Origin of the sequence: Pseudomonas sp. Pse1 (assembly GCF_024519635.1) — a bacterium.
GTDB lineage: Bacteria > Pseudomonadota > Gammaproteobacteria > Pseudomonadales > Pseudomonadaceae > Aquipseudomonas.
On sequence record NZ_JALJRO010000006.1, the window covers coordinates 157135 to 181273 of the forward strand.

Below are 24139 nucleotides of genomic sequence, written 5' to 3' on the forward strand. Positions count from 1 at the left end.
CCAATGGCCAACGCCATTGGGCTTTCCTTGTTTGAGGGCTTCCCGTGCGTTCATTGTTCTGGCGCATCCTTGCCAGTTTCTGGCTGGCCATCGCTCTGGTTGCAGGGCTGTCGATCCTGATGGGGCACATGCTCAATCAGGACGCCTGGATTCTCAGCCGCCATCCCGGCCTCAATACCCTGGCGCAACAATGGACCGAGCGCTACGAGGAAAACGGCGAAGACGCCGCGCAGGCGTTGCTGGAAAAACGCAAACGGCGTTATCACATCGACGTCCAGGTGCTTAACGAAAGCGGCGACCCGGTGGTGCGCGGCACCTTCCCCAAGCGAGCAGCGGCCTTCGAGGCGCGGCAGAACGACAGCAATGACCGGCACCTGCCGTGGCGGCGCCTGACCGATGAGTACACCAGCCCGAAAACCGGCGAAACCTACCTGCTGATCTACCGCATCCCGCACCCGGAACTCGATGCCTGGCACCGCGAAAGCCTGCTCTGGCCCTTGAGTGCGCTGGGCATCGCGCTGGTGGTGTTGACCCTGTTCAGCCTGCTGGTGACGCTGTCCATCACCCGTCCGCTGAGCCGTTTGCGCGGTGCCGTGCACGACCTTGGGCAAACCACCTACCAACAGAACAGCCTGGCGCGCCTGGCCAACCGACGCGACGAATTTGGCGTGTTGGCCAACGACTTCAACCGCATGGGCGCGCGCCTGCAGAGCCTGATCGGCAGCCAGCGACAACTGCTGCGCGACGTTTCCCATGAACTGCGCTCACCTCTGGCGCGCTTGCGTATCGCCCTGGCCCTGGCCGAGCGCGCCGGCCCCGAAGAGCGAGAAAAACTCTGGCCACGCCTGACCCGCGAGTGCGACCGCCTGGAAGCACTGATCAGTGAAATTCTGGTGTTGGCACGGGTCGACGCCGATAACGCCAGTGCCGAAGAGGTGGATCTGAATGCGCTGCTGAGCGCGGTGCAAAAAGATGCCGGCATGGCGTCACCGGAACAACAGATCGAGCTCCAGGCCGAACAGCAACTGCACCTCAAAGGCTGGCCGACCATGCTCGAGCGCGCCCTCGATAACCTGCTGCGCAACGCCCAGCGCTTCAACCCGCCAGGTCAGGCTATCGAAGTCCTGGCCTTGCGCCAGGGCGAACGCATCGTTATCAGCGTGCGCGATCACGGTCCCGGGGTTGAGGAGCAACATCTGGCGCAACTGGGCGAGCCGTTCTTCCGCGCCCCCGGCCAGAGCGCCGCCGGGCATGGCCTGGGTTTGGCCATCGCACGGCGTGCTGCGGAGCGTCATGGCGGCAGTCTGGTGCTGGGCAATCATCCTGAGGGCGGGTTTATCGCCAGTCTGGAGTTGCCGTTGGCGCCGGGGGTAGTGGGGTAGCCGAGAGAGTCTTCGCCCGTAGGCTTTCTCGGTTCACACGCTCTTGCAGGTTTATCACTCACCCGACCAAGCGCTGACAAACTCCGCCAGATCCGCCTTCTCGGCCACCCGCGGTTCTTTCTGCGGAGTGCCGAGGTACAGGAACGCAATCACCTCCTCCCCTTCCGCCAGGCCCAACCCCTGAGCCACTTGCGGTGAATACGCCAACTCACCGGTACGCCACACCGCGCCGATGCCCTGGGCATAGGCCGCCAGCAAAATACCGTGGGCAGCGCAGCCCGCTGCCAACAGTTGCTCCGATTTCGGATACTTGACGTGTTCCTGCAACTTGGCGATCACTACCACCACCAGCGGTGCGCGCAATGGCCCGTTACGCGCCTTGTCGACCACCGCCTGCGGTGCCTCGGCATCCTGTGCCAATGCGGCCTGGGCGAGGATTTCTCCCAGTTGCTCGCGCGCCTGCCCTTCCACCGTGAGGAAGCGCCACGGCTGCAGATGGCCGTGATCCGGCGCGCGCATGGCCGCGGCAAACAACACCTCGCGCTGTTCGGCGGTCGGTGCCGGGTCAAGCAAACGGGGAACGGAAACTCGGTTGAGCAAAGCGTCGAGAGCCTGCATCGGCCACCTCCTGAAAAATTGTTTGGCTATTCTAGCGGTAACTGCCACCGGCATGCCGGTTTACATAGCCCGCCTCGCGGGTAGAATGGCGCCCTTCTCACATCAGCCCGAGCGGACTTCATGGCGTTGCCGACCCTGCGGATCATTGGTTTTATTATCGGCATCTTCCTGATCACCCTGTCCGTCAGCATGGTCGTGCCGATGGCGACGCTGGTGATCTACGAGCGCACCAGCGACCTGCCGTCCTTCCTCTGGTCGAGCATGATCACCTTCCTCGCCGGCTTGGCGCTGGTCATCCCCGGCCGCCCAGAACACGTGCACCTGCGCCCCCGGGACATGTATCTGTTGACCGTGACCAGTTGGGTAGTGGTGTGCATTTTCGCCGCGCTGCCGTTCCTGCTGACCCAGCACATCAGCTACACCGACTCGTTTTTCGAAAGCATGTCCGGCATCACCGCCACCGGTTCCACCGTACTCAGCGGGCTGGATAACATGTCACCGGGCATCCTGATGTGGCGCTCGCTGCTGCACTGGCTCGGCGGCATAGGCTTTATCGGCATGGCGGTGGCGATCCTGCCGCTGCTGCGTATCGGTGGCATGCGCCTGTTCCAGACCGAGTCTTCGGACCGCTCGGAAAAGGTCATGCCGCGCTCGCACATGGTGGCGCGGCTGATCGTCGCCGCTTATGTGGGCATCACCATCCTTGGCAGCCTGGCGTTCTGGTGGGCCGGGATGAGCCCCTTCGATGCGATCAACCACGCCATGTCGGCGATTTCCACCGGCGGTTTCTCCACCTCCGACCAGTCCCTGGCCAAGTGGTCGCAGCCGGCCGTGCATTGGGTGGCGGTGGTGGTGATGATACTCGGCAGCCTGCCCTTCACCTTGTACGTGGCGACCCTGCGTGGCAATCGCCGGGCCTTGATCAAAGATCAGCAGGTGCAGGGCTTGATCGGCATGTTGCTGGCCACCTGGCTGGTGCTCGGCACCTGGTATTGGTGGACCACCAACCTGCACTGGCTGGATGCGCTGCGGCATGTCGCGCTGAACGTGACCTCGGTGGTCACCACGACCGGCTTCGCGCTGGGGGACTACAGCCTTTGGGGCAATTTCTCGCTAATGCTGTTCTTCTACCTGGGATTCGTCGGCGGCTGCTCCGGCTCCACTGCTGGCGGGATCAAGATCTTCCGTTTCCAGGTCGCCTACATCCTGCTCAAGGCCAACCTTAACCAGCTGATTCACCCACGGGCGGTGATCAAGCAAAAATACAACGGTCACCGCCTCGACGAAGAAATCGTGCGTTCGATCCTGACCTTTTCGTTCTTCTTTGCCATCACCATTTGCGTAATCGCCCTGCTGCTGTCGCTGTTGGGCGTCGACTGGATGACCGCGCTGACGGGCGCCGCCAGTACGGTATCCGGCGTAGGTCCGGGGCTGGGCGAGACCATTGGCCCGGCCGGCAACTTCGCCAGCCTGCCGGATGCGGCCAAATGGATTCTGTCGGTGGGCATGCTGCTCGGGCGACTGGAGATCATCACCGTGTTTGTGCTGTGTATTCCGGCGTTTTGGCGTCACTGACAACCTGCGGCGTTTCCAGCAGGCGCAAGCGATACTCGCCGGGGGTGACCTCGAACCATCGGCGAAATGCCCGGAAGAAGTTACTCGGATCGGCAAAGCCCAGCAGGTAGGCAATTTCCAGCAAGGTCATGCTGGGCTGGGCCAGGTACTGCTCGGCCAGTTCGCGGCGGGTGTCGTCCAGCAGGGCCTGAAAGCTCGTGCCTTCTTCCTGCAGACGGCGCTGCAGCGTGCGCTGGGACAGGTGCAGGGTTTGCGCCACGGTGTCGCGCTTCGGCTCGCCCTGGGGCAACAAGCGACACAGCACCTGGCGAGCCTTGTGGGTTACCCGACTTTCGGAAAAACGCGCCAGATACTCCCCGGCAAAACGATCATGCAGCAACGCCATCGCCTCGTTGGCTGTCGGCAGCGGCGCCTCCATGTCCGCCCGCTCGAAGATCAACGCATCGTAGGGCGCATTGAACTCCAACGGGGCGTGAAAGGCTTGTTTGTAGGGTTCCAGATCAATGGGCTGTGCCCCCTGGATCAGCACCTTGCGCGGCTGCAGGGTGCGCCCGGTCAGCCAGCCGCACAGGCCCAGTGCACAGGCCAGTGAAGCTTCGGCACTTTGCCGGGTCGGCGGCAGATGGTCACCGTGAACCGTCAGGATCAGCGCATAACCTTCCGGCAACAGGCGGAAACTCAAGTCAGCGCTTTCGGCGATGATTCGCTGATAACGCACCAGACGCTTGAAGCCTTCGGCCAGGGTCTGACTGGACATCAAGGCGTAACCCGCGACATGAAAGGACGCGGGACGCACCACCTTGCCCATGTTCAAGCCAATCGCCGGATTTCCGGAAAGCTCCACTGCCAATTGCCACAGGCGGGTCATGGAATCCTGCGGGAAGCGCGCATCCGGATCATCCAGCGCCTCAAAGTCCAGTCCCAACTGGCTGAACAGGGCCCGGCAATCCAGGCCGTCCATTTCCAGTGCCTTGACAATCCCCATCGCCCAAGTTGCTGAAGTCGTTCGTTCGCTCATGGCGTTTTCTTAGTTGATGACTCGCGATTGACAGCCAATTTTCCAAGGATACTAAAGTGGCGCCTATTGTCACTGGCCGTTGCCAATGATCACTCTAGACTCAAATAAGCTGCCCGTAGAATATCCGACCAGCAGAACAATAAATCTCAGAGATTGCAGTCGTGGAAAACGTCAGACGTTTCAACAGTTTCGCCGAGTTCTATCCGTACTATCTGGCCGAGCACAGCAACAGTACGTGTCGGCGCCTGCACTTTACCGGCACGACGTTGGTGATTTTCATCCTGGCCATGGCCATCGCCAAAGGTTCCATGCTGCTGATGCTGGCCCTGCCTGTCGCCGGTTACAGCTTTGCCTGGGTCGGGCATTTTTTCTATGAAAGGAACCGCCCGGCCACCTTTCAGCACCCGCTCTACAGCCTACTCGGTGATTTCGTCATGTACCGCGACATGATTCTTGGCAAGGTGCCGTTCTAGCGCCCGGCCCGCCGGGCCATCAAGCCGTCCCACGAGGCCACTGCGCTGGCGGGATGAGGTCGTACACTCAGTCCCATCCTGCTGAAAAACAATAAAAGGATAGTCGATGAATGCGCACGCCCGTTTCACCCACATGAAAGACGGCACGCAAGAAGATTGGGAAATCATCGCTGCCGATTTCAGCGCCTACGCCAAGCAACTGCCAGCGCGCATCGTCGCGCACCTGAAGTTGCTCGAAGGAGATTTCGGCGGCTTCCCGGTGGATCGACTGACCCACTCCCTGCAGACCGCCAGCCGTGCCTGGCGTGATGGCCGCGACGAGGAATACGTGGTTTGCGCGCTGCTGCATGACATCGGCGACACCCTCGGCAGCTATAACCACCCGGACATCGCCGCCGCGATCCTCAAACCCTTCGTCAGTGCACAAAACCTGTGGATGGTGGAAAAGCACGGGATCTTCCAGGGCTATTATTTTTTCCACCACCTGGGTATGGACCGGCACTTGCGCGAGCAATTCAGTGATCATCCGCAGTACCACCCGACCATTGAGTTCTGTGCCAGGTACGATGCTGCGGCGTTCGATCCTGACTACGACACCCTGCCGTTGAGTTTTTTTGAGCCGATGATGGAGCGGTTGTTCAGTCAGCCGAAGAACTCGATTTATACGGCGGCGATGGAGCAGTACGCACCGGTTTGACGCCGCTGTAGGCGCTGGCTTGCCAGCGAACGCGTCCGTACCGTCAATGCAAAACTGCAGACCGCCTTGGCCGGCATTCCGGCTCCTTCAATAGACATTCAAACGGCCTCCGCCACCTTCAGCTGCGCCGCCAACGCCTGCGCATCCGCCAATCGATACAACTCGATCGTGCCGTCCCAATGCTCGATCAACGCGGTGCAGGATTCCACCCAGTCTCCGCAATTGAGGTAGTCCACCCCGCCGACCTTGCGGATTTCGGCGTGGTGGATGTGCCCACAGACCACCCCATGCAGTTCGCGCTTGACGCACTCATGGGCGATGGCTTCTTCGAAGTCACTGATGAAACTGACCGCGGTCTTGACCTTGTGCTTGAGGTAGGCCGACAGCGACCAGTAGCCGTAGCCATAGCGGGCGCGCCAGTGGTTGAGCCAGCGGTTGAGGGTCAGGGTGAATTCGTAGGCCGAGTCGCCGAGAAAGGCCAACCAGCGGTGGTAACGGGTGATCACGTCGAACTGGTCACCGTGGATCACCAGCAGATGCCGGCCATCGGCGGTGACGTGCACCGCCTCGTCCACCAGCTGTATGTTGCCGAGGATCAGCTTCGAATAGCGCCGCAGGAATTCGTCATGGTTGCCGGTGACGTAGATCACCTCGGTACCGCGCTTGCTCATGGTCAGCAACCGGCGGATCACGTTGGTGTGGGCCTGGGGCCAATACATGCCGCTGCGCAATTTCCAGCCGTCGATGATATCGCCCACCAGGTAAACCTTGTCGGCCTGATAACCCTTGAGAAATTGCGAGAGATGCTCGGCCTGGCAATCCCGGGTGCCCAGGTGCACGTCGGAAATCCACAAGGTGCGCACCCGTTGTTTGCGGCTGGGCTTGGCGAGTTCAGCACTGGTCATGGGCAATCCCCGGCAGATTTTCCGCCAGCTTGCGCCGCGGCGATTAATAGTCCATGACATAAATGCGGCAGTCCAATGACAGCCCGGCCCCATCCGCAAGCGGTGTAGACTGTGGTTCTGCCGAGGAACAGCCGATGCGTCCGATACTCACCCTGCGCCAATACAGCCACGACTTGATCGTCCACAGCCATGACCACGCCCAGTTAGTGTTCGGCCTGTCGGGCGCGCTCGACTTCGAGGTCGACGGGCATGGCAGCCAGGTGCTGCAGCAGAGTTTCGTGGTGGTACCGGCGGGCGCCCATCACGCCTGTGGCAGCCCCAATGGCAGTCGTTGCCTGGTGCTCGACGTGCCGAGCGATCAGTGGGTGGGGCAGTCGTTGGGCGAGCACGCCGAGGCCAGTCGACGCTTGCTCGATACCCCCGGTCGCCTGCCGCTGGATGCCGGGCAGAGTCAGCTGGTCAGTTGGCTGGCCAGCAGCCCGGTGCAGGATCCGCTGATTGCCCAGCAGGGCGCCGTGCTGTTGCTGGCCAGCCTCAACAATGTCGCACCGCAGAACCTTGGCGGGCGCCGCCTGCCCTTCGCTGCGCTGAATGCGCACATTGATCAATACGCCGCCTACCCGTTGCAAGTCGCCGACCTTGCGCAGGTCGCCGGTTTGTCCACAGCCCGTCTGCATGCGCGCTTCGTCGCCGAATGCGGGCAGACGCCGATGGATTACATTCGCAGCCGACGTCTGCATATCGCGGTTAAATTGCTCCGCGAAACCGCACTGCCCATCGGCGAAGTGGCCTGCCGTGTCGGCTACACCTCGCAAAGCGCATTCAGCGCCGCGGTGCAGCGCGAGTTCGGCGCCGCGCCCGGCAGCCTGCGCCGAGCGGTGAGCGTGCAATAGGCCAGCGCTAAAAGACGCGAGTCTGGCGACAGACACTCAACGTCCCTCACTTTAGAGTGAGCGGGTGTCTGAAATTTCATCTCAAGGATTGCAATGACTCCCCGTTCCGCCCTAGGCGCCCTGCATATCGGTGCACTGATGTTTGGCCTGACTGGTGTGTTCGGCAAGCTCGCCGCTGCCTCCCCCGCCATCATCGTCTTCGGCCGCGCCGCCTTCGCCGTATTGGCCCTGGCCTGCTTTGCGCGATTTTCCCGCAGCAGCACCTGGCAACGCCTGGACGCCCGCGACCTGCGTCGCCTGCTGCTCGGCGGCCTGCTGCTGGCCGGGCACTGGGTGAGCTTTTTCATCGCCGTGAAAGTTGCCGGCGTGGCCATTGCGACCCTGGGCTTTGCCAGCTTCCCGGCGTTCACCGTGATCCTCGAAGGCCTGATTTTCCGCGAGCGGATTCGCGCCAATGAAATCCTCCTGGTGGTGCTGGTGAGCATCGGCCTGGTGTTGGTGACCCCGGCCTTCGACCTCGCGAGCCAAGCCACCACCGGGCTGTTCTGGGCGGTGGGGTCCGGCCTGCTGTTCTCGCTGCTGTCACTGACCAACCGGGCCAGCTCGGGGCGAATTCCGGCAGTGCAGGCGGCGCTGTGCCAAAACGTGGTGGTGGCCTTGTGCCTGTTGCCGGTGGCTGCCCCTGATCTGAGCGGTGTGCGTGCACTGGACTGGCTGTGGATCGCCCTACTTGGCATCTTCTGCACCGGCCTGGCCCATAGCCTGTTCGTCGCCAGCCTGGCAGTGATCAAGGCGCGCACGGCGGCGGTGGTGTTCGCCCTGGAACCGGTCTACGGCATCACGGTGGCCTGGCTGCTGTTTGGCGAAACCCCGACCCTGCGCATGCTGCTCGGTGGCGCGTTGATCATCGTCGCGATTGTGGTCGTCAGCAGCCTGGGCAACCGCGCGCCCGACAACAAACCAACGGTCGCGGCCAGCGCTCACTGAGGGTTCGCAGAGCGTTATTGGGTGCGATCGTTGTGCCCCAGGTCGCGCTGCGGATCGATCTGGTCCCGTACCCGCTGCTTGAGCACCTTGGCTTCCGGAAAACCGCCGTCGGCCTTGCGCTCCCAGATCTGCACGCCCTCACAATCAATCCGGAAGATGCCGCCGGTGCCCGGCACCAATGACACTTTTCCCAGGTCGTCGCCAAAGGTGCTGAGCAGTTCCTGTGCCAGCCAGGCGGCACGCAACAGCCATTGGCACTGGGTGCAGTAAGTGATGACAATTTCCGGTTTGCTGGCGGTCATGCGGGCGAAACTCCTGAGGGCGATAGCGTCGCTATAATAGCCGCCTTTAACGATCACCCGAGATACCCGATGCGCCGCCTGCTGTCCTGCCTGCTCCTGTGTTTGCTGCCCCTGTGTGTGCTCGCCGCCGAAACGCCGCGACCGAAAGTCGGCCTGGTGCTGTCCGGTGGCGCCGCGCGCGGGCTGGCGCACATTGGCGTGCTCAAGGCACTGGAGGAACAGGGGATCAAGATCGACGCGATCGCCGGCACCAGCATGGGCGCAGTGATCGGCGGGCTGTACGCCTCGGGATACAAGATTGACGAGCTGGAAAAACTCGCCCTGAAGATCGACTGGCAACAGGCCCTGTCGGATGCCCCGCCACGTGCCGATGTACCGTTTCGGCGCAAACAGGATGACCGCGATTTCCTGGTCAAGCAGAAGCTCAGTTTTCGCGATGACGGCAGCCTCGGCCTGCCGCTTGGGGTGATCCAGGGCCAGAACCTGTCGCTGCTGCTCGAAAGCCTGCTGGCCCATACCAGCGATACTCGGGACTTCGACAAATTACCGATCCCTTTCCGCGCCGTGGCCACCGACATTGCCAGCGGCGAAAAAGTGGTATTTCGCAAAGGCCATTTGCCCCAGGTGATCCGCGCCAGCATGTCGATCCCGGCGGTGTTCGCCCCGGTCGAACTCGACGGCCGACTGCTGGTGGACGGCGGCATGACCGACAACATTCCGTTGGATGTGGCACGGGAAATGGGCGTTGACGTCGCCATCGTGGTCGACATCGGCACCCCGCTACGTAGCCGCAAACAGCTGGCAACGGTGGTCGACGTGCTCAACCAGTCGATCACCCTGATGACCCGGCGCAACTCCGAAGAACAACTGGCCGCCCTGCACCCGAACGATGTGCTGATCGAGCCGCCGCTGGCCAGCTTTGGCGTCACCGACTTTGGCAAGGCTGAGGAAATGATCGATGCCGGCTATCGCGCCACGCGCATTCTCGATGCCCGCCTCGCCAGACTGCGCCCCGCCGAACCGGTGGATGCCGAATTGAACGCGGCCCGCGCGCCCGGGCAACGCACGCCGATCATCACCGCGATCAAGGTGGAAAACGACTCGAAGGTCGGTGACGACGTGATCCGCTACTACATCCGGCAGAACATCGGCGAACCATTGGACATGGGCCGCCTGCAGACCGACATGGGCACCCTGTATGGCCTGGACTACTTCGAGCAGGTGCAGTACCGCGTAGTGCACAAGGGCGACGAGCACACCCTGGTAATCCGCGCCCGCGGCAAGCGCACCGGCACCGACTACCTGCGCCTGGGCCTGAACCTCTCGGATGACATGGAAGGCGACAGCGCCTTCAACATTGGCGCCAGTTACCGCATGAACGGCATCAACCGCCTCGGCGCCGAATGGCTGACCCGCTTGCAGATCGGCGATCAGCAGGAGTTGTACACCGAGTTCTACCAGCCGCTGGACGTCGGTTCGCGCTACTTCATCGCGCCCTACGCGGCGATCGAGTCGCAGAATGTCGAGGCCATTCTCGACAACGACCCCGTGGCCGAGTACCGCCTGGAACGTTACGGTTTTGGTTTGAACGTCGGACGACAGATCGGCAACAGCGGCGAAATCCGCCTCGGGGTCGGCGAAGCCTGGGGCAAGGCTGATGTGCGCATCGGCGACCAGAGCCTGCCCAGCGAAAGCTTCAACGAAGGCTTCTACCAGCTCAAGTACTCGTTCGACTCACTGGACAACGTCTATTTTCCACATGCCGGCGAGGACATCGGCCTGGCATTCCGCCAATTCGAGCCGGAGCTGGGATCGGACCAGCGTTATCGACAGTGGGAGTTCAAGCTGGACAAGGCGCTGAGCTTCGGCCCCGACACTTACGTCCTTGGCGGGCGTTACGGGCGCACACTGGACCAGGCCAACGTGGTCACGTCGAGCTTCCTGCTCGGCGGCGCGCGGCAACTCTCGGGCTTTCGCGAGGATGCGATATCCGGACAGAACGCCAGCCTGCTGCGCGCCGTGTACTACCGGCGCCTGACCCCGCGCTCCTACCTGCCGCTGGACTTCCCGCTGTACGTGGGTGGCTCGCTGGAACGCGGCCGGGCGTGGAACAACGACAACGAGTTCGACAGCGGCTACATCAACGCCGCCAGCGTGTTCCTCGGATTTGACACGCCGCTCGGGCCACTGAACTTCAGTTACGGCTTCAACGACGATGACCAGCAGGCGATTTACATGAACCTGGGCCAGACCTTCTAAGGCTGGCCGGCTTCACGCAGAGGGGGGGGATGAATCACTTCTCCAGATTGGCGAGGATGCGGCTGTGGACGCGCATGCACAGCTTGATCTCTTCCTCATCGACGCCTTCGAACAACTCCTGGCGCAGCGCGTTGGCGATGGTTTCGATTTGCTCGATCAGCGGACGGGCCGTATCGCAAAGAAGAATTTTCTTCGCCCGACGGTCTTCAGCCACCGCCAGGCGCTGAACCAGGCCCTGGGTTTCCAGGCTGTCGAGCAGGCGAGCCAGGGTTGGCCCCTCAACGCCGACGCTTTGCGCCAGCTCGCGCTGGGTAGGCGCGTCCTTGAAACGCGCCAGGTGCAGCAGCACCAGCCATCGGGCCTGAGACAGGCCGAGGCCAGCAAGACGGCGATCCAGTTCGGCGCGCCAACCGCGAGACATTTGCGCCAACTGCATGCCAAAGCGGTGTTGTTCGGTTAACGGCATAAAACACTCATGTTTAGACTGATATCGAAGTAATACTAATTGTTAGCCAGCTAAGCATGACCCTCGGTACGAAGCAAGGTCGAGACTGTACTGAATCGTTACATCTTGAGAGGCGTCAAGTTACATCTCGAATTCTGACTGCAAGGCGGCACGCACGCAGTACAACACGCCCTCCGGAACCCGACCGGCAAACAGCGGAGCGATTTCGGCGACGGCCGGCAATTCGCCCTCGCCGTCGAGGAACGCATCCTGCACTTCGCCCAGCAGGTCTTCCGGCAGATCCAGAGCCTGCTCCAGCGACAATTGTTGCTTGCCGATGGCTTCGGCCAACAGCGTGTAGACGTTTTTCTCCGAGCATTGCAACTGCCCGGCAATCTGCAGCGGGGTCATGCCGGCGCGGGCCAGGGTAATCAACTCGTGGCGCAGGTCGGCCACCACTTTCGGCGCCTCGGCCCGGCCGCCAAGGACCTCGAGGAACGCATCGCCATAACGCTCCAGCTTGCGCGCACCGACGCCGCTGACCCGCGCCATCTCCGCCAGGGAGCCCGGCTGGCTGCGGAGCATTTCCAGCAACGTGGAGTCGGGAAAGATAACGTAGGGCGGCACGCCATGTTCTTCGGCGAGCTTGCGGCGCAGGGCGCGCAACGCTTCCCATTGTTCCCGCTCTTCGCCACGCACCAATTGGCTGGCCTGGCTGGAGCCGGTCTTGGCGGTGGTTTGCGGTTTCAGGTCGCGACGCAATTCCAGGGTCACTTCGCCCTTGAGCAGCGGCCGGCAGCTGTCGCTCAGGCGCAGACCGCCGTAGCCATCGAGGTCGATATCGGCCAGGCCACGGGCCACCAACTGGCGGAACAATGAGCGCCACTCGCCCTCGGCCCGGCCCTTGCCGACGCCGAACACCGCCAGGTGTTGATGCCCGGCACCCCGCACCTTTTCGTTGTCCTTGCCCAGCAACACCTCTACCAGATGCCCGACGCCGTAGCGCTGGCCGGTGCGATAAATCGCCGACAAGGCCTGGCGCGCCGGCTCGGTGGCGTCCCAGGTTTGCACGCCGTCGACGCAGTTATCGCAATGCCCGCAGGGTTGCGGCATGTCTTCGTCGAAATAGGCGAGCAAGGTCTGACGACGGCAGCGGGTTTCTTCGCACAACGACAGCATGGCGTCGAGCTTGTGCTGCTCCAGGCGCTTGTGGCGTTCATCGCCTTCGGAGTTCTGCAGCATTTGCTTGAGCATCACCACGTCCTGCAGGCCGTAGGCCATCCAGGCGTCCGCCGGCAGGCCGTCGCGCCCGCCACGACCGGTTTCCTGGTAATACGCCTCGAGCGACTTGGGCAGGTCGAGGTGCGCGACAAAGCGCACGTTGGGCTTGTCGATGCCCATGCCGAACGCCACGGTGGCAACCATGATCAGGCCCTCCTCGTTGAGGAAGCGCTTCTGGTTCTCGGCGCGCACCTCGTTGGCCAGCCCGGCGTGGTACGGCAACGCCGGAAAACCCTGCTCGCTGAGGAACACCGCCACCTCGTCGACCTTCTTGCGCGACAGGCAATAGACGATGCCGGCGTCGCTGCGACGCTCGGCGAGGAACGCCAGCAATTGCTTGCGAGGCTGCTCCTTGGGCACGATGCGGTAGAAAATGTTCGGCCGGTCGAAGCTCGACAGAAAACGCTCGGCATTCTGCAAATGCAGGCGCTCGACGATTTCTTCGCGGGTGCGCTTGTCGGCGGTGGCGGTCAGGGCGATGCGCGGGACGTTGGGGAACAATTCGGCCAACTGGCCCAATTGCAGGTATTCGCGGCGGAAATCATGGCCCCATTGCGACACACAGTGGGCTTCGTCGATGGCGAACAGGGCGATTTCCAGGCTCTGCAGGAACGCCAGCATGCGTGGCTGGACCAGCCGTTCCGGCGCCAGGTAGAGCATTTTCACTTCGCCACGACGGATGCGCGCGGCAAGGTCGCGCTGTTGCTCGGGGCTCAGGGTCGAGTTCAGCGAGGCGGCTGCGACCCCCAGCTCTTCGAGAGTCGCGACCTGGTCATCCATCAACGCGATCAGCGGCGAAACGACCACCGCCAGGCCGTTGCGCAACAGCGCCGGCACCTGGAAGCACAGGGACTTGCCGCCGCCGGTAGGCATCAACACCAAGGCGTCGCCGCCGCTGGCCACGCGCTCAATGATGGCACCCTGGCGACCACGGAAACTGTCGTAGCCGAAGATGTCCTTGAGGACGCGTTGAGCCTGTTCGAGCATGAAAAACTCCCAATGGTGCTGAAAATCCCGGTGTGCAGGCTGGCTCAAAACCGCGCGATGTTCACGGCCAGATCCGTTAGCGGATTTGTCCGGGGCATGCGCCAAACCTGCCGGGCATAACAAAACGCGCGAGTATACCCGAGCGCTGCCCGGCAATGGACTTCACTGACGAATAGTCCCTGCTTGCCGGACAACCTGTGCAATTACCGGCAAATCCGCTGCGCGGCTGGCCTGGGCGCTCAAGAACGCCTAAACTTGCTCATCGTATATTCCCAAGGTAGCCCTCCCAATGTCCTTCGCTGAGCAATTAACCCGCCTGCAAGTCTTCCTCGACGCCGATGAACTGCATGACGAGGCGCTGGACTACGTGGCCGCCCATGGCTACCTCACCGCCCTGTCGATCTGTGCCGAAACCGTGCCGGAGCGCGAGTGGATCGACGCCCTGTTCGCGGAAGAGCCGCACTACACCAGCGACGCCCAGCGTGAGGAAATCGAAGCCACGCTGATCGGCCTCAAGGCCCACATCGCACGCCAACTGGCTTCCGATGAGGAATTCGAGTTGCCATGCGACCTCGACCTCGGCGATGACCCGGACGACTCCGAACTGCGCGGCTGGTGCATCGGCTTCATGGAGGGCGTGTTCCTGCGTGAAGAAGCCTGGTTCGAAACCGCCGAAGACGAAGTCAGCGAAATGCTGCTGCCGATCATGGTCGGTTCCGGCCTGTTCGACGAGCAACCGGAATTCTCCGACATCGCCTCGGACGCCAATCTGATGGACGACATGATCGTACAGATCCCGGAAGCCCTGACTGCGCTGTACCTGCTGTGCAACGCACCGGACGAAAAACCGGCGATTCTCAAGCCTCGTCACCACTGAGTTCCTGCCTGTGGCTGATCCCATAGGCAACCGCTCCCTGATGCTGCGCTACGCACTCCTGACCATTGGCTGGTTGAGCGTAGCGTTGGGAGTGATCGGCATCTTCCTGCCCGTCCTGCCTACTACCCCCTTCCTGCTGCTGGCCGCCGCCTGTTTTGCCCGCAGTTCGCCGCGCTTCTATCAATGGCTGGTGGAGCATCCGCGCCTCGGCCCGTGGATTCGCGACTACCTGGACGGCAACGGCATTCCGCTCAAGGGCAAGGTCTACGCCATTGGCCTGATGTGGGCGAGCATCCTGTTTTCCTGCTACCTGGTCCCCCTGCCCTGGGCTCGTGGCTTCATGTTGACCAGCGCAGTGCTGGTGACGGTCTACATCCTGCGCCAGAAGACCCTCGAAAAGCCCTGAGCCGACCACTCGATAATTGGCCCGGCCTTTTGCCCAACAACGCCTAGACTCCACAGATCTGCATGTGAGCCGCCCGGCATGCCTCGTCGCCCGCGAAGTCCAGGATGGTCAACGCCCCGACGCCGGCTCGGCGGATGGCTGCTTCTCGGGTTTTTCCTGCTGCCAGGGTTGGAGGCTGTTCGGGCGAACTGGAATTTCGCTGACATCCTGACCACTGCCGAACAACGCTATGGCCCATTGGGCAGTGCGCAGGGACGGATTGAGGCGTGGAACCAAATGCTGCAAAGCCAGGCCGGACTGCCCGAGCGCGACCAACTGACAGCGGTCAATCGCTTCTTCAACCAGCAACTGAGTTTTCGCGACGACAGCCGCGTCTGGCAGCAAATCGATTACTGGGCAACGCCAGTCGAAGCGCTGGTCAAGGGCGCCGGTGACTGCGAAGACTACGCCCTGGGCAAATACTTCAGCCTTCGCCAATTGGGCGTGCCCGCCGAAAAACTGCGCATCACCTACGTCAAGGCGCTGACCCGCAATCAGGCCCACATGGTCCTGACGTATTACCCGAGCCCCACAGCCGACCCGCTGGTCCTCGATAACCTGATCAGCGACATCCGCCCCGCCTCGCAACGCAAGGACCTGCTGCCGGTATACGCCTTCAATGCCGAAGGCCTGTACACGCCGGGGGCCAATGGCGGCCAGCGCAAGGGCGACGCTAAGCGCCTGTCACGCTGGCAGGACCTGCTGCGCAAGATGCAGGCAGAGGGTTTTGCCGTGGGCGATGGCTGAGACTGACGAGCAAAGGAGCGTCACATGTCCCTACTCAAACAATTATTCCTGGCCATCTGCCTGTTCCTCCTGGTGGCGTTCAGCGGCAGTTTTTTTGTCAGCCTGGAGAGCTCCCGTGAACAGATGCTCGGCCAGTTGCGCTCCCATGCCCAGGACGCTGCGACGGCCTTGGGCTTGTCATTGACCACGCAACTGGACGATCCGGCGATGGTTGAGTTAATGGTCAGCTCGATTTTCGACAGCGGCTACTTCTCCAGCATCCGGGTGATCGCTATCGAAGATGAGCGCCTGCTGGTGGAACGCAGCACACGGGCCACCGCTGAGGGCATTCCCGCCTGGTTCGTCAGACTGGTGAATCTGCGCCCGCAAGGTGGCGATGCGCTGATCATGCGCGGCTGGGAACAGGCGGCCCGGGTCGAGGTGCAGAGCAATCCCCAATTCGCCCTCGCCAAACTCTGGGACAGCAGCGTCGGCAGCCTGCTCTGGCTGCTGCTCTGCGGTCTGCTCAGCGCGGTGTTCGGCGGCTGGTTGCTGCGTCGCCAATTGCGCCCCCTCGACAGTCTGGTCAAGCAGGCCCAAGCCATCAGCCAACGAGAATTTCGCAGCGTGAAGAAACTGCCGAGGACGCCTGAGCTGAAACGGGTGGTGCTGGCAATGAACCAGATGGTCGAAAAGCTCAAGGCATTATTCGTCGAAGAGGCCGCGCGCAGCGAAACATTGCGCGCGGCGTCCTATCAGGATGAGCTGACCGGGCTGGCCAACCGACGCCTGCTCGACGAACAATTGACCGACCAACTGTTACCCGGCGAACAGAACAGCGCCGGGCATTTGCTGATGTTCCGGATCAATGACCTGAACGGCCTCAACCAGCGCCACGGCGGACAGGCCACTGACACCCTGATCAGCCAGATCGGCCAGTTGCTCAAGCGCCTGACCCAGCTACCCGAACGTCATGCCTGGCTGGCGGCACGCAACCGTGGCGGCGAGTTCAGCCTGCTGACCCCGGGCCTCGATATCCAGGAAGCGAGCCGTCTGGGCGCGGAGATCAGCGCCACCCTGGAGAACCTGCGCTTGACCGGCGCCAGCGACTGCATGCCGGTCGCCCATCTGGGCATAGTGCCCTACGTTCCCGGAGAAACCCCAAACCAGGTACTGATGCGCCTCGACCAGGCCCTGGCCCAGGCGCAACTGCAACCGGAGCGACCGTGGGTCTACCTCGATCAGTCACGATCCGCCCCCACGCAGACCGCCCACGACTGGCGCGCCTGGATCGACGATGCCCTGACCCACGGCAAGCTGCAGCTGTATTTTCAACCGGTGGTGCAATGCGCCGACACCGGGCGACTGCTACACCACAAGGTTCTGGCGCGCCTGCTAGACCCTCAGGGCGAGGCGATCGCCGCCGGGCATTTCCTGCCCTGGATCGAACGCCTGGGCTGGTCGGCGCGATTCGACCTGGCGATGCTCGAGCACACCCTCGACTACCTCGCCGAGCATCGCCAGCCGCTGGCCCTGAGCCTGTCCGGCAGCACCCTGCGCGACACCACGCAACGGCGGATCATCCTCGACACGCTGAACGCGCTGCCGGAACTGGCACCGCTACTGACCCTGGAAATCGATGAGCATCAATTACCGCCCCCCGAGGACCTGCGTCAGCTAAGCCTGAGCCTGCGCGACACCGGTTACCGCATCGGCCTGCAGCACTTCGGCGGCAGCTTCAGCCAGATCGGCAACTTTACCCAGCTCGGCCTGGCCTACCTGAAAATCGACGGCAGTTACATTCGCGGCATCGACACGCAAAGCCACAAGAGGCTGTTTATCGAAGCGATCTACCGCGCCACCCACAGCATCGACCTGCCGCTGATTGCGGAAATGGTCGAGACCGCCGGCGAGTTGGAGGCGCTCAAGGAGTTGGGGATTTTTGGCGCAATGGGACGCTTGATCGGTGCGCCGCAGCCGGTGCCTGGCGAGCAGTGAAGGTGTGGCGCGGGAGAAGTCTCCCGCGCCAGGGACTACTGATCCTCAGACCGTGTCCACCTTCAACGAATGATCATTGAGCATGCCGTTGATGATGGTCGCGGTGTCGTGACCGCCGGCGATCACCCCGCCCGCCCCCGGCGTCACACCGTAGTGATCGGCCAGGTTGACCCCCGCCAGGTCGATGGTCTGGGTCGACGGCGCGCCGACCGTGGCCTTGATATCGATGCTGGTGACCAGCGACGCGCCGCTGCCGCTGACGCTGAAGTGCAGGTAGTCGTCCAGCGAGGTTGACGAGGCATGCTCGCCCTGCAGCAGTTGCGACAGGTCGAGTTTGTCGGTGCCGGGGGTGAAGTCGGTGACCACATCATGCCCGCTGTTGCCGGCCAGCCACTTGAAGGTGTCGGAGCCACCACCGCCGGTCAGGGTGTTGTTGCCCAGGCCGCCGATGATCAGGTTGTCCTGGTCATTGCCGATCAACGTGTCGTTCCAGTTCGAGCCGGTCAGGTTCTCGATGCTGACCAGGGTATCGACACCCGCCCCCACCGTGTTCTGCCCCCCTTGCAGGCCGAGGTTGACGGTCACGCCGGCAGTCGCATGGGCATAGCTGGCGGTGTCAATGCCGTCGCCGCCGTCCAGCAGATCGCTGCCCAGGCCACTGAACAACAGGTCGTTGCCCGCGCCGCCATGCAGCTCGTTGTTACCGTTGCCCGCCGTCAGCACGTCGTTGCCGTCACCGCCGTTAAGCACGTTGTCACCATTGCCGGCCAACAGCACGTCGTCACCAGCGGTGCCGGTCAAGATCTGGCCTTGCTGGTAGCTGATGCTCACCGCTGCCGCGTCGCTGCCGCCGTGGTTGTCGTTGGCACTGTAGCTGCCGACAAAGTCCGGCGAGCTCTCGTGGGCGCCGGCGTAGTTGATGGTCATGCTCAACTGGTAGCTCTCGGCGGCATTCGGTTGGCTGCCGTCGGGGTTGTGCAGGTTGCTGATGTGGATCCGGTAAGTGCCGTCTTCGTTGGCGGTCAGGGTGCTGTCGTTGCCGATGTCGAGGAAGCCGCCACCGTTAAGCGAATACTCCATGCCGATATGACCGGCCGCCAGGTTGTGATCGAGGTTGAGGGTTTCGCCTTTTTTCAGGTTGACGGTAATCATGTCCTCGTCGTTGGCGCCGCTGTGGCTGACCTGGCCGAGGAATCCGCTGATCACCAACAGCGCAGTCATGGCGGCCGCATCGGCGGCAAAGGCGCCACGAACGTCCGCCAGATTGCGGTTGGCGGAAATGTTCTGAGGCGCACTGAAATCAATCGCGCCGCTGCCGGTGAAATCCGCGCCCTTAACGATCCAGCCGGTGTTGAAGGTAGTCGGGGTGGCTGTCAACGGATCGCCATTGGCATCGCTGTCGTTGGCCAGCAGCGCCGCACCCGGCACGCTGATATGGCTCGAGAGAATGTTGGTGATGACATGGTCATCCGCTGCCAGCGGCGCCGTATTCGGCACCACCTTGATGTTCAGGGTGCGGCTGGCCAGGTCACCGTCGTAGTCACTGGCAGTAAAAGCGATCTGTTCGGTCAGTTCGACCGCCGTGGCTTTCAACGAGGTGTAGGTGAACTCACCGGTGTCGAGGTTGATCACCAGCACGCCGCCCTTGAGGGTGCTGATGATCAGGCTGTTGTCGAGGGTGTTGAACACCCCGCGATTGAAGCCCTCGATGACCGACAGCGTGCCGTGATTATTGTCGCCATGGGGATCGAAGCTGTAGGTGGTGCCTTCGACGATGACGGTTTTGATAAAGCCGCCATCGGCGCCGAAACCACCGCCGTCGCCCATCAGCAAGCCGGTGATCGGCACGCCGACCACGGTACCGGTCAGCACCGAATTGAGCTGGTTGAGGTCGGTGACCAGATGGGCATCGGTGTCGACGTGGTTGCTGCCGTCGTAGGCCAGCGGATTGAGATGGGAGGCATCGACGCCACCGCCGAGGCCGATCGCGTAGTTCTTGATCCCGTTGGCAACGAGGAAGGCTTTCCACGCCGCCTCGTCCGCCGGGTCGATCTGCCCGCCCACGTTGGGCTTGCCGTCGGAGAAGAAGTAGCCGACGTTCTGCGCGCCGACCAGTTTGCCCTCAGTACCGAAGGCCAGCTTGGCCGCCGCCAAAGCGTCGTCGTAGTGGGTGCCGCCACCAGCGGTCAGCGAGGCGAGGATCGCCTTGGCCGTGGCCACGTCGACCCAGAATGCGCTCTGCCCGCTGGCATCGCCGTTGAACGTGACCAACTGCACTTTGACGTCGCCCAGTGCATCGTACTTGTCGAGCAAGGCGCTGATCGCTTGCTGGGCCAACTCAAGGCGCGACAGTGAGCCGACACCCGAGCAGTCGGCCATGCTGCCGGACACATCGATCACCAGCAGCAGGTTGGTATCAATTTCCCCCGCCGGGGCAAAGCGTTCGGAGTGCTGGGCTTGGGGTACGTCGTCGACGACGTTCACCACAATGCTGCTGGTGGTGCTGTTGCCCAAGGCATCGGTGACCTTGTAGTTGAAGGTCTCGGTGATGAGGTTGGCGCCGTCATTGCCGCCGGGCGCAGTTTTCGGCGCCGAGGTCAGGGTGTAAGTGTAAGTGCCGTCCGGGTTGAGCAGGATTTGCCCGTAAGCGCCGGTGGCGCTGCCGAGCAGGGTAAAGGTCAGCGGGCCACTGCCGCCGCCGACGGAACCGGCCAGGTTGCCGTGGGCGGTTTCGCTGGTGGAGGTTGGATCGCTGCCGATCACCGTGCCGGCGGCCAGATCCTGGCCGTCCTTGCTGAGGTCCAGGCCTTTCTCGAACACCGTCAGACAAGAGTCGACGCAGGCGTGCAGGCCGCTGTCGGTGACATTGATGGTGATGGTAGTGGTGCTCTCGTCACCGTCGCCGTCGCGGATGGTGTAGGTGAAGATATCGGTCGCCCCCGGCGGGCAAACGCCGTTGGCGGTGCTGTGATAGATCGCGTTGCCGGCGGCATCCAGGGTCAGGTAGCCGTAGGCGCCCTGGATCGGATCGCCGAGGCCGCCAATCACCGAAGTCGAGGTGTTACCACCGGCGCGCACGCCGACCACCGCGCCGCCCTCGGCAGCACCATCAGCGCCGTTGCTGTCATTGCCGAGCACCGCGATGTTTACGGTCGCGCCTTCGAATACCGTGGCGCAATCGGCGTTAGCGGTCGGCAGGTCGTCGATGATGTTGACGTCCAGCGAGTCGCTGGCGGTGCTGCCGTTGCTGTCGGTCACCGTGACCGCGAAGTGTTCGCTGAGGCTGTTGGCGCCGTTGGCGGTGGGGTGATTTTCGTTGTCATTGAGGGTGTAGCTGTAGCTGACCACGCCAGTCGCCGAGTCATAGCCGGTGATGGTCAGGGTGTTGCCGAGGAAGGTGGTCAGGGTTTGCGGGAAGCCAGCAGTCACGCCGGCTGTCACCACATTCAACCCGCCGACGCTCAGGTTCTGCACACCGTCGAGTGCGGTGACGGTGAAGGTGCCGCTCTGGGTCAACGCCGGAGTGCCCGGGGTCGAGCCATCACTCAAGGCGCGCTCGTAGACCGTCAGTTCGCCACCACAAACGTTCAGACCATCAATCAGCACCGGGTCGTCGTTATTGTGCACCGTCAGGGTCAGGGTGGCGCTGCTGCTGTCGCCGTCCGAGTCGGTGATGGTGTAGGTGAAGACTTCGTGGGCATCGGCCTTCAGTGTAAGGAACGCCGGATTGCTGGTGTCAACCGTGTAGGTGTAAGTACCGTCCGCCGCCAGCACCAAATGACCGTAGGTGCCCGTCAACGTGCCCGGAGTGACTGGGCCGTCGGTCACGCGGTCGGCGCCCAATTGATCGTTGTCGAGCACGTTGCCGACCAGGGTCAGTTGGTTTTCCGAGGCCACGCCTGGGTTGCTGTCGTCGGCCGCGCTGGGCAGATCATCGACCACGTTGACGTCCAGCGAGGCACTGTTGGTGCTGCCATCGACGTCGGTGGCGGTGACCGTGAAATGCTCGCTCAGGCTGTTGGCGCCGTTGGCATTCGGGTGGGCATCGTTGCCGTTGAGGGTGTAGCTGTAGCTGACTACGCCACTGGCAGAATCGTAGCCGGTGATGGTCAGGGTGTTGCCCAAGGCGGTGGTCAGGGTTTGCGGGAAGCCGGCAGTGATGCCGCCGGTCATCACGTTGAGCGTACCAACGCTCAGGCTGTGCAACCCGTCGAGGGCGGTGACGGTAAACGTACCGTTGACCGTCAGTGCGCTTGACGTGGGATCGCTGCCGGTGCCCAGGTGTTTTTCGTAGACGGTCAGTTCACCGCCTTCGATTGCCAAGCCGTTGAGGCTCACCGGATCGTCGTTGTTGTGAATGTTCAGCACCAGCTTGGCGCTGCTGCTGTCGCCGTCGGCATCGGTCAGGGTGTAGGTAAACGTCTCGCTGCCATTGCCACCGCCCTTGAGCCCGAGAAATGCCGGATCGCTACTGTGCAAGGTGTAGGTGTAGGAACCGTCGGCCGCCAGCACCAGGGTGCCGTAGGTGCCGGTGAAGGTACCGGGGGTGATCGGCCCGCTGGGCACCCGGTCGGCGCCTTGAGTGTCGTTGTCCAGCACGTTGCCGGTCAGGGTCAGGCGGGTTTCCGAGGCGACGCCATGGCTGTCGTCGTAGGCCTGGGGCACATCGTCAGTGATGTTGATATCCAGGGTATTGCTGGCCGAATCGCCATTGGTATCACTGGCGATCACGCTGAAGTGTTCGCTCAGGTTGTTCAGGCCATCGCCGGCGGCATGGCTTTCATTGCCAACCAGGGTGTAGCTGTAGCTGACGATGCCGGTGGCCGGATCGTAGCCGGTGATGATCAAGGTGTTGCCCAGACCGGTGGTGATCGACTGTGGCAAGCCGGTAGCGGTGCCGCCACTGACGATGTTCATCCCGCCGATACTCAAGTTGAGCAGACCGTCCGGCGCCGTCACCCTGAAGGTGCCGTTCTGGGTCAGGGCAGCGGCATTGCTCGCCGAACCGTTGGCCAGGTTGGCCTCGTTGAGAGTCAACTCACCACCTGCCACCGACAGGCCGGTCAGGGTGACCGGGTGATTTTCCGGGACGATCGGCGGGAATGGCGGGCCTGGAGGGTTGGGCGTTTCAGGAGACAGCGGGTTTACCGAAGGTGTCCCTGGAGTACCGGGAGCACCGGCGTTGTCACCGCCATCGCTATCCGGCGTGCCGTCGCGCCAGCCGAAGACGAACTCGGGAATACCATTAAACCCGGCCGTAGGGAAACCGATCACCGGATCCACCCGCCCCGCCGTCTCCTGCAGCAGCACGAATGAATGACCGCCACCGGCGTCGCCGGGTGCGCCGCTACCGTTGGGGCCAGCCGCGGTGGCTTCAGCGGTCTGGGTCGGATCGACGCCGGAGGCGATGGCTTTTTGCAGTTGCTCGACATCGGTCAACTGCGCCTGGCTGGGTGCCGTGTCTGCGGAGCTGTCGACATGGGCCGGCTGGCTGGCCAGCAATGAATCATTCATGTGCAGGCTGCTGCCACGCCCCAGCGTCAGGTCCTGGCCATTTTGCAGGTGCACGGCGACGGCACCGGCGGTGCCTGTCACCAGTTGCTCACCGGCGTACAACCGGTCCCCCTCGGTCAGGACGCGACGGGTGCCATTACCCGCCTCCGCGAACACCTGACCCACGACCTTGCTGACGATTCCGATGAGCCTTGCCATGTGAAGTCCTCCGCCGCCGACATCCATCGGCACCTGGGTTGCGCGCAGAAACTGGCAGGGCACTACCGGGTCGCCTCGCCGACCTTCGGCCTGGCAGCACTTGCGCTTCAAGGTGCAAGCCCTTGCCTGACGACGATCGGGTCGCGCGTGCCCTACGCAGACGGGGTCCTGATTGCGGGACAAACTTGAATGAAATCATTCACTCAGCGCAGTTCAGGTTGCCTGCGAGGGTGGCTGCCGGCGAGTGACAATATTTTGTCGCCCAAAAACCGCTCAGCCTCCTTCCCCTCCAACGTTTCTCCACCCTCTGTTGCAAAAGTGTTGGAACTTGTTCGGGCCTTGCAAAGCTCCCTAAAGCTCGTGAATACAAGGCTTGTGCACTGAACAATGTGCTGGATCGAGCGAAGCGCATAAGTTTTTTTCGGCATAACGCATATGAGAAATTCTTCTTAGCTTCTGCCTCAGATGTTCTTAGCTCTGTTGTTACAAGGCTGAAACGGTTTTAGCCAAAAATAACGCCAAATTATTGGCGACAGACAGGCACCATTGGTGAACAGGG

General features: G+C 62.5%; 18 protein-coding genes. 11 read left to right on the forward strand and 7 right to left on the reverse strand.

Annotated elements, in window-relative coordinates; translation table 11 throughout:
- The first annotated feature begins 44 nt into the window (after window positions 1-44).
- Entirely contained in the window at window positions 45-1382 is a 1338-nt protein-coding gene (locus tag NR126_RS11625) for a HAMP domain-containing sensor histidine kinase (protein WP_256830257.1), read from the forward strand.
- Between the two features lie 54 nt (window positions 1383-1436).
- Here NR126_RS11625 and NR126_RS11630 read toward each other — a convergent pair whose 3' ends face one another.
- Entirely contained in the window at window positions 1437-2000 is a 564-nt protein-coding gene (locus NR126_RS11630; protein WP_256830258.1) for an NAD(P)H nitroreductase, read from the reverse strand.
- A 120-nt stretch (window positions 2001-2120) separates the two neighbouring features.
- On the opposite strand from NR126_RS11630, the gene NR126_RS11635 reads away from it, so the two are divergent.
- Complete coding sequence (locus tag NR126_RS11635) at window positions 2121-3575, forward strand: TrkH family potassium uptake protein (protein WP_256830259.1); 1455 nt, start codon at window positions 2121-2123, stop codon at window positions 3573-3575.
- On the opposite strand, the gene NR126_RS11640 is transcribed toward NR126_RS11635, so the two are convergent.
- Entirely contained in the window at window positions 3532-4593 is a 1062-nt protein-coding gene (locus tag NR126_RS11640) for an AraC family transcriptional regulator (protein ID WP_081786367.1), read from the reverse strand. The genes NR126_RS11635 and NR126_RS11640 overlap by 44 nt on opposite strands.
- 161 nt (window positions 4594-4754) lie before the next feature.
- On the opposite strand from NR126_RS11640, the gene NR126_RS11645 reads away from it, so the two are divergent.
- A complete protein-coding gene (locus NR126_RS11645) occupies window positions 4755-5066 on the forward strand; it encodes a DUF962 domain-containing protein (RefSeq protein WP_027619145.1) in 312 nt (103 codons plus the stop codon).
- 106 nt (window positions 5067-5172) lie between these two features.
- On the forward strand, window positions 5173-5763 hold the full coding sequence (locus NR126_RS11650) for an HD domain-containing protein (RefSeq protein WP_256830261.1): 591 nt from the start codon (window positions 5173-5175) through the stop codon (window positions 5761-5763).
- A gap of 98 nt (window positions 5764-5861) precedes the next feature.
- Here the strand turns inward: NR126_RS11650 and NR126_RS11655 are convergent, their stop codons facing one another.
- Complete coding sequence (locus NR126_RS11655) at window positions 5862-6668, reverse strand: UDP-2,3-diacylglucosamine diphosphatase (protein ID WP_027619147.1); 807 nt, start codon at window positions 6666-6668, stop codon at window positions 5862-5864.
- A 134-nt stretch (window positions 6669-6802) separates the two neighbouring features.
- Here NR126_RS11655 and NR126_RS11660 point away from each other — a divergent pair, with 134 nt between their 5' ends.
- Complete coding sequence (locus NR126_RS11660) at window positions 6803-7561, forward strand: helix-turn-helix domain-containing protein (RefSeq protein WP_027619148.1); 759 nt, start codon at window positions 6803-6805, stop codon at window positions 7559-7561.
- Window positions 7562-7654: 93 nt separating this feature from the next.
- A complete protein-coding gene (locus NR126_RS11665; RefSeq protein WP_256830264.1) occupies window positions 7655-8548 on the forward strand; it encodes a DMT family transporter in 894 nt (297 codons plus the stop codon).
- Window positions 8549-8562: 14 nt separating this feature from the next.
- Here the strand turns inward: NR126_RS11665 and NR126_RS11670 are convergent, their stop codons facing one another.
- Window positions 8563-8850, reverse strand: coding sequence for a SelT/SelW/SelH family protein (locus NR126_RS11670; protein WP_027619150.1), 288 nt, complete (start codon window positions 8848-8850; stop codon window positions 8563-8565).
- A 69-nt stretch (window positions 8851-8919) separates the two neighbouring features.
- Between NR126_RS11670 and NR126_RS11675 the strand changes: the two genes are divergently transcribed.
- Entirely contained in the window at window positions 8920-11109 is a 2190-nt protein-coding gene (locus NR126_RS11675) for a patatin-like phospholipase family protein (RefSeq protein WP_027619151.1), read from the forward strand.
- A gap of 34 nt (window positions 11110-11143) precedes the next feature.
- Here NR126_RS11675 and NR126_RS11680 read toward each other — a convergent pair whose 3' ends face one another.
- The gene (locus NR126_RS11680; RefSeq protein ID WP_027619152.1) at window positions 11144-11575 is read right to left on the reverse strand and encodes a MarR family transcriptional regulator; all 432 of its coding nucleotides are present in this window, start codon (window positions 11573-11575) and stop codon (window positions 11144-11146) included.
- 120 nt (window positions 11576-11695) lie between these two features.
- The gene (gene recQ, locus NR126_RS11685) at window positions 11696-13822 is read right to left on the reverse strand and encodes a DNA helicase RecQ (RefSeq protein WP_027619153.1); all 2127 of its coding nucleotides are present in this window, start codon (window positions 13820-13822) and stop codon (window positions 11696-11698) included.
- A 289-nt stretch (window positions 13823-14111) separates the two neighbouring features.
- Here recQ and NR126_RS11690 point away from each other — a divergent pair, with 289 nt between their 5' ends.
- The 4 genes from NR126_RS11690 to lapD all read left to right on the forward strand — a co-directional run bounded on the left by NR126_RS11690 (window position 14112) and on the right by lapD (window position 17868).
- A complete protein-coding gene (locus tag NR126_RS11690) occupies window positions 14112-14699 on the forward strand; it encodes a YecA family protein (RefSeq protein ID WP_027619154.1) in 588 nt (195 codons plus the stop codon).
- 40 nt (window positions 14700-14739) lie between these two features.
- Entirely contained in the window at window positions 14740-15105 is a 366-nt protein-coding gene (locus NR126_RS11695) for a YbaN family protein (protein WP_177327254.1), read from the forward strand.
- Between the two features lie 78 nt (window positions 15106-15183).
- Window positions 15184-15891 (forward strand): cysteine protease LapG, encoded by a 708-nt coding sequence (lapG, locus tag NR126_RS11700; protein ID WP_105754337.1) that lies wholly within the window; start codon window positions 15184-15186, stop codon window positions 15889-15891.
- A gap of 24 nt (window positions 15892-15915) precedes the next feature.
- The gene (lapD, locus tag NR126_RS11705; RefSeq protein ID WP_256830265.1) at window positions 15916-17868 is read left to right on the forward strand and encodes a cyclic di-GMP receptor LapD; all 1953 of its coding nucleotides are present in this window, start codon (window positions 15916-15918) and stop codon (window positions 17866-17868) included.
- A 45-nt stretch (window positions 17869-17913) separates the two neighbouring features.
- Here the strand turns inward: lapD and NR126_RS11710 are convergent, their stop codons facing one another.
- Entirely contained in the window at window positions 17914-23580 is a 5667-nt protein-coding gene (locus NR126_RS11710; RefSeq protein WP_256830266.1) for a retention module-containing protein, read from the reverse strand.
- Between the last annotated feature and the right edge of the window lie 559 nt (window positions 23581-24139).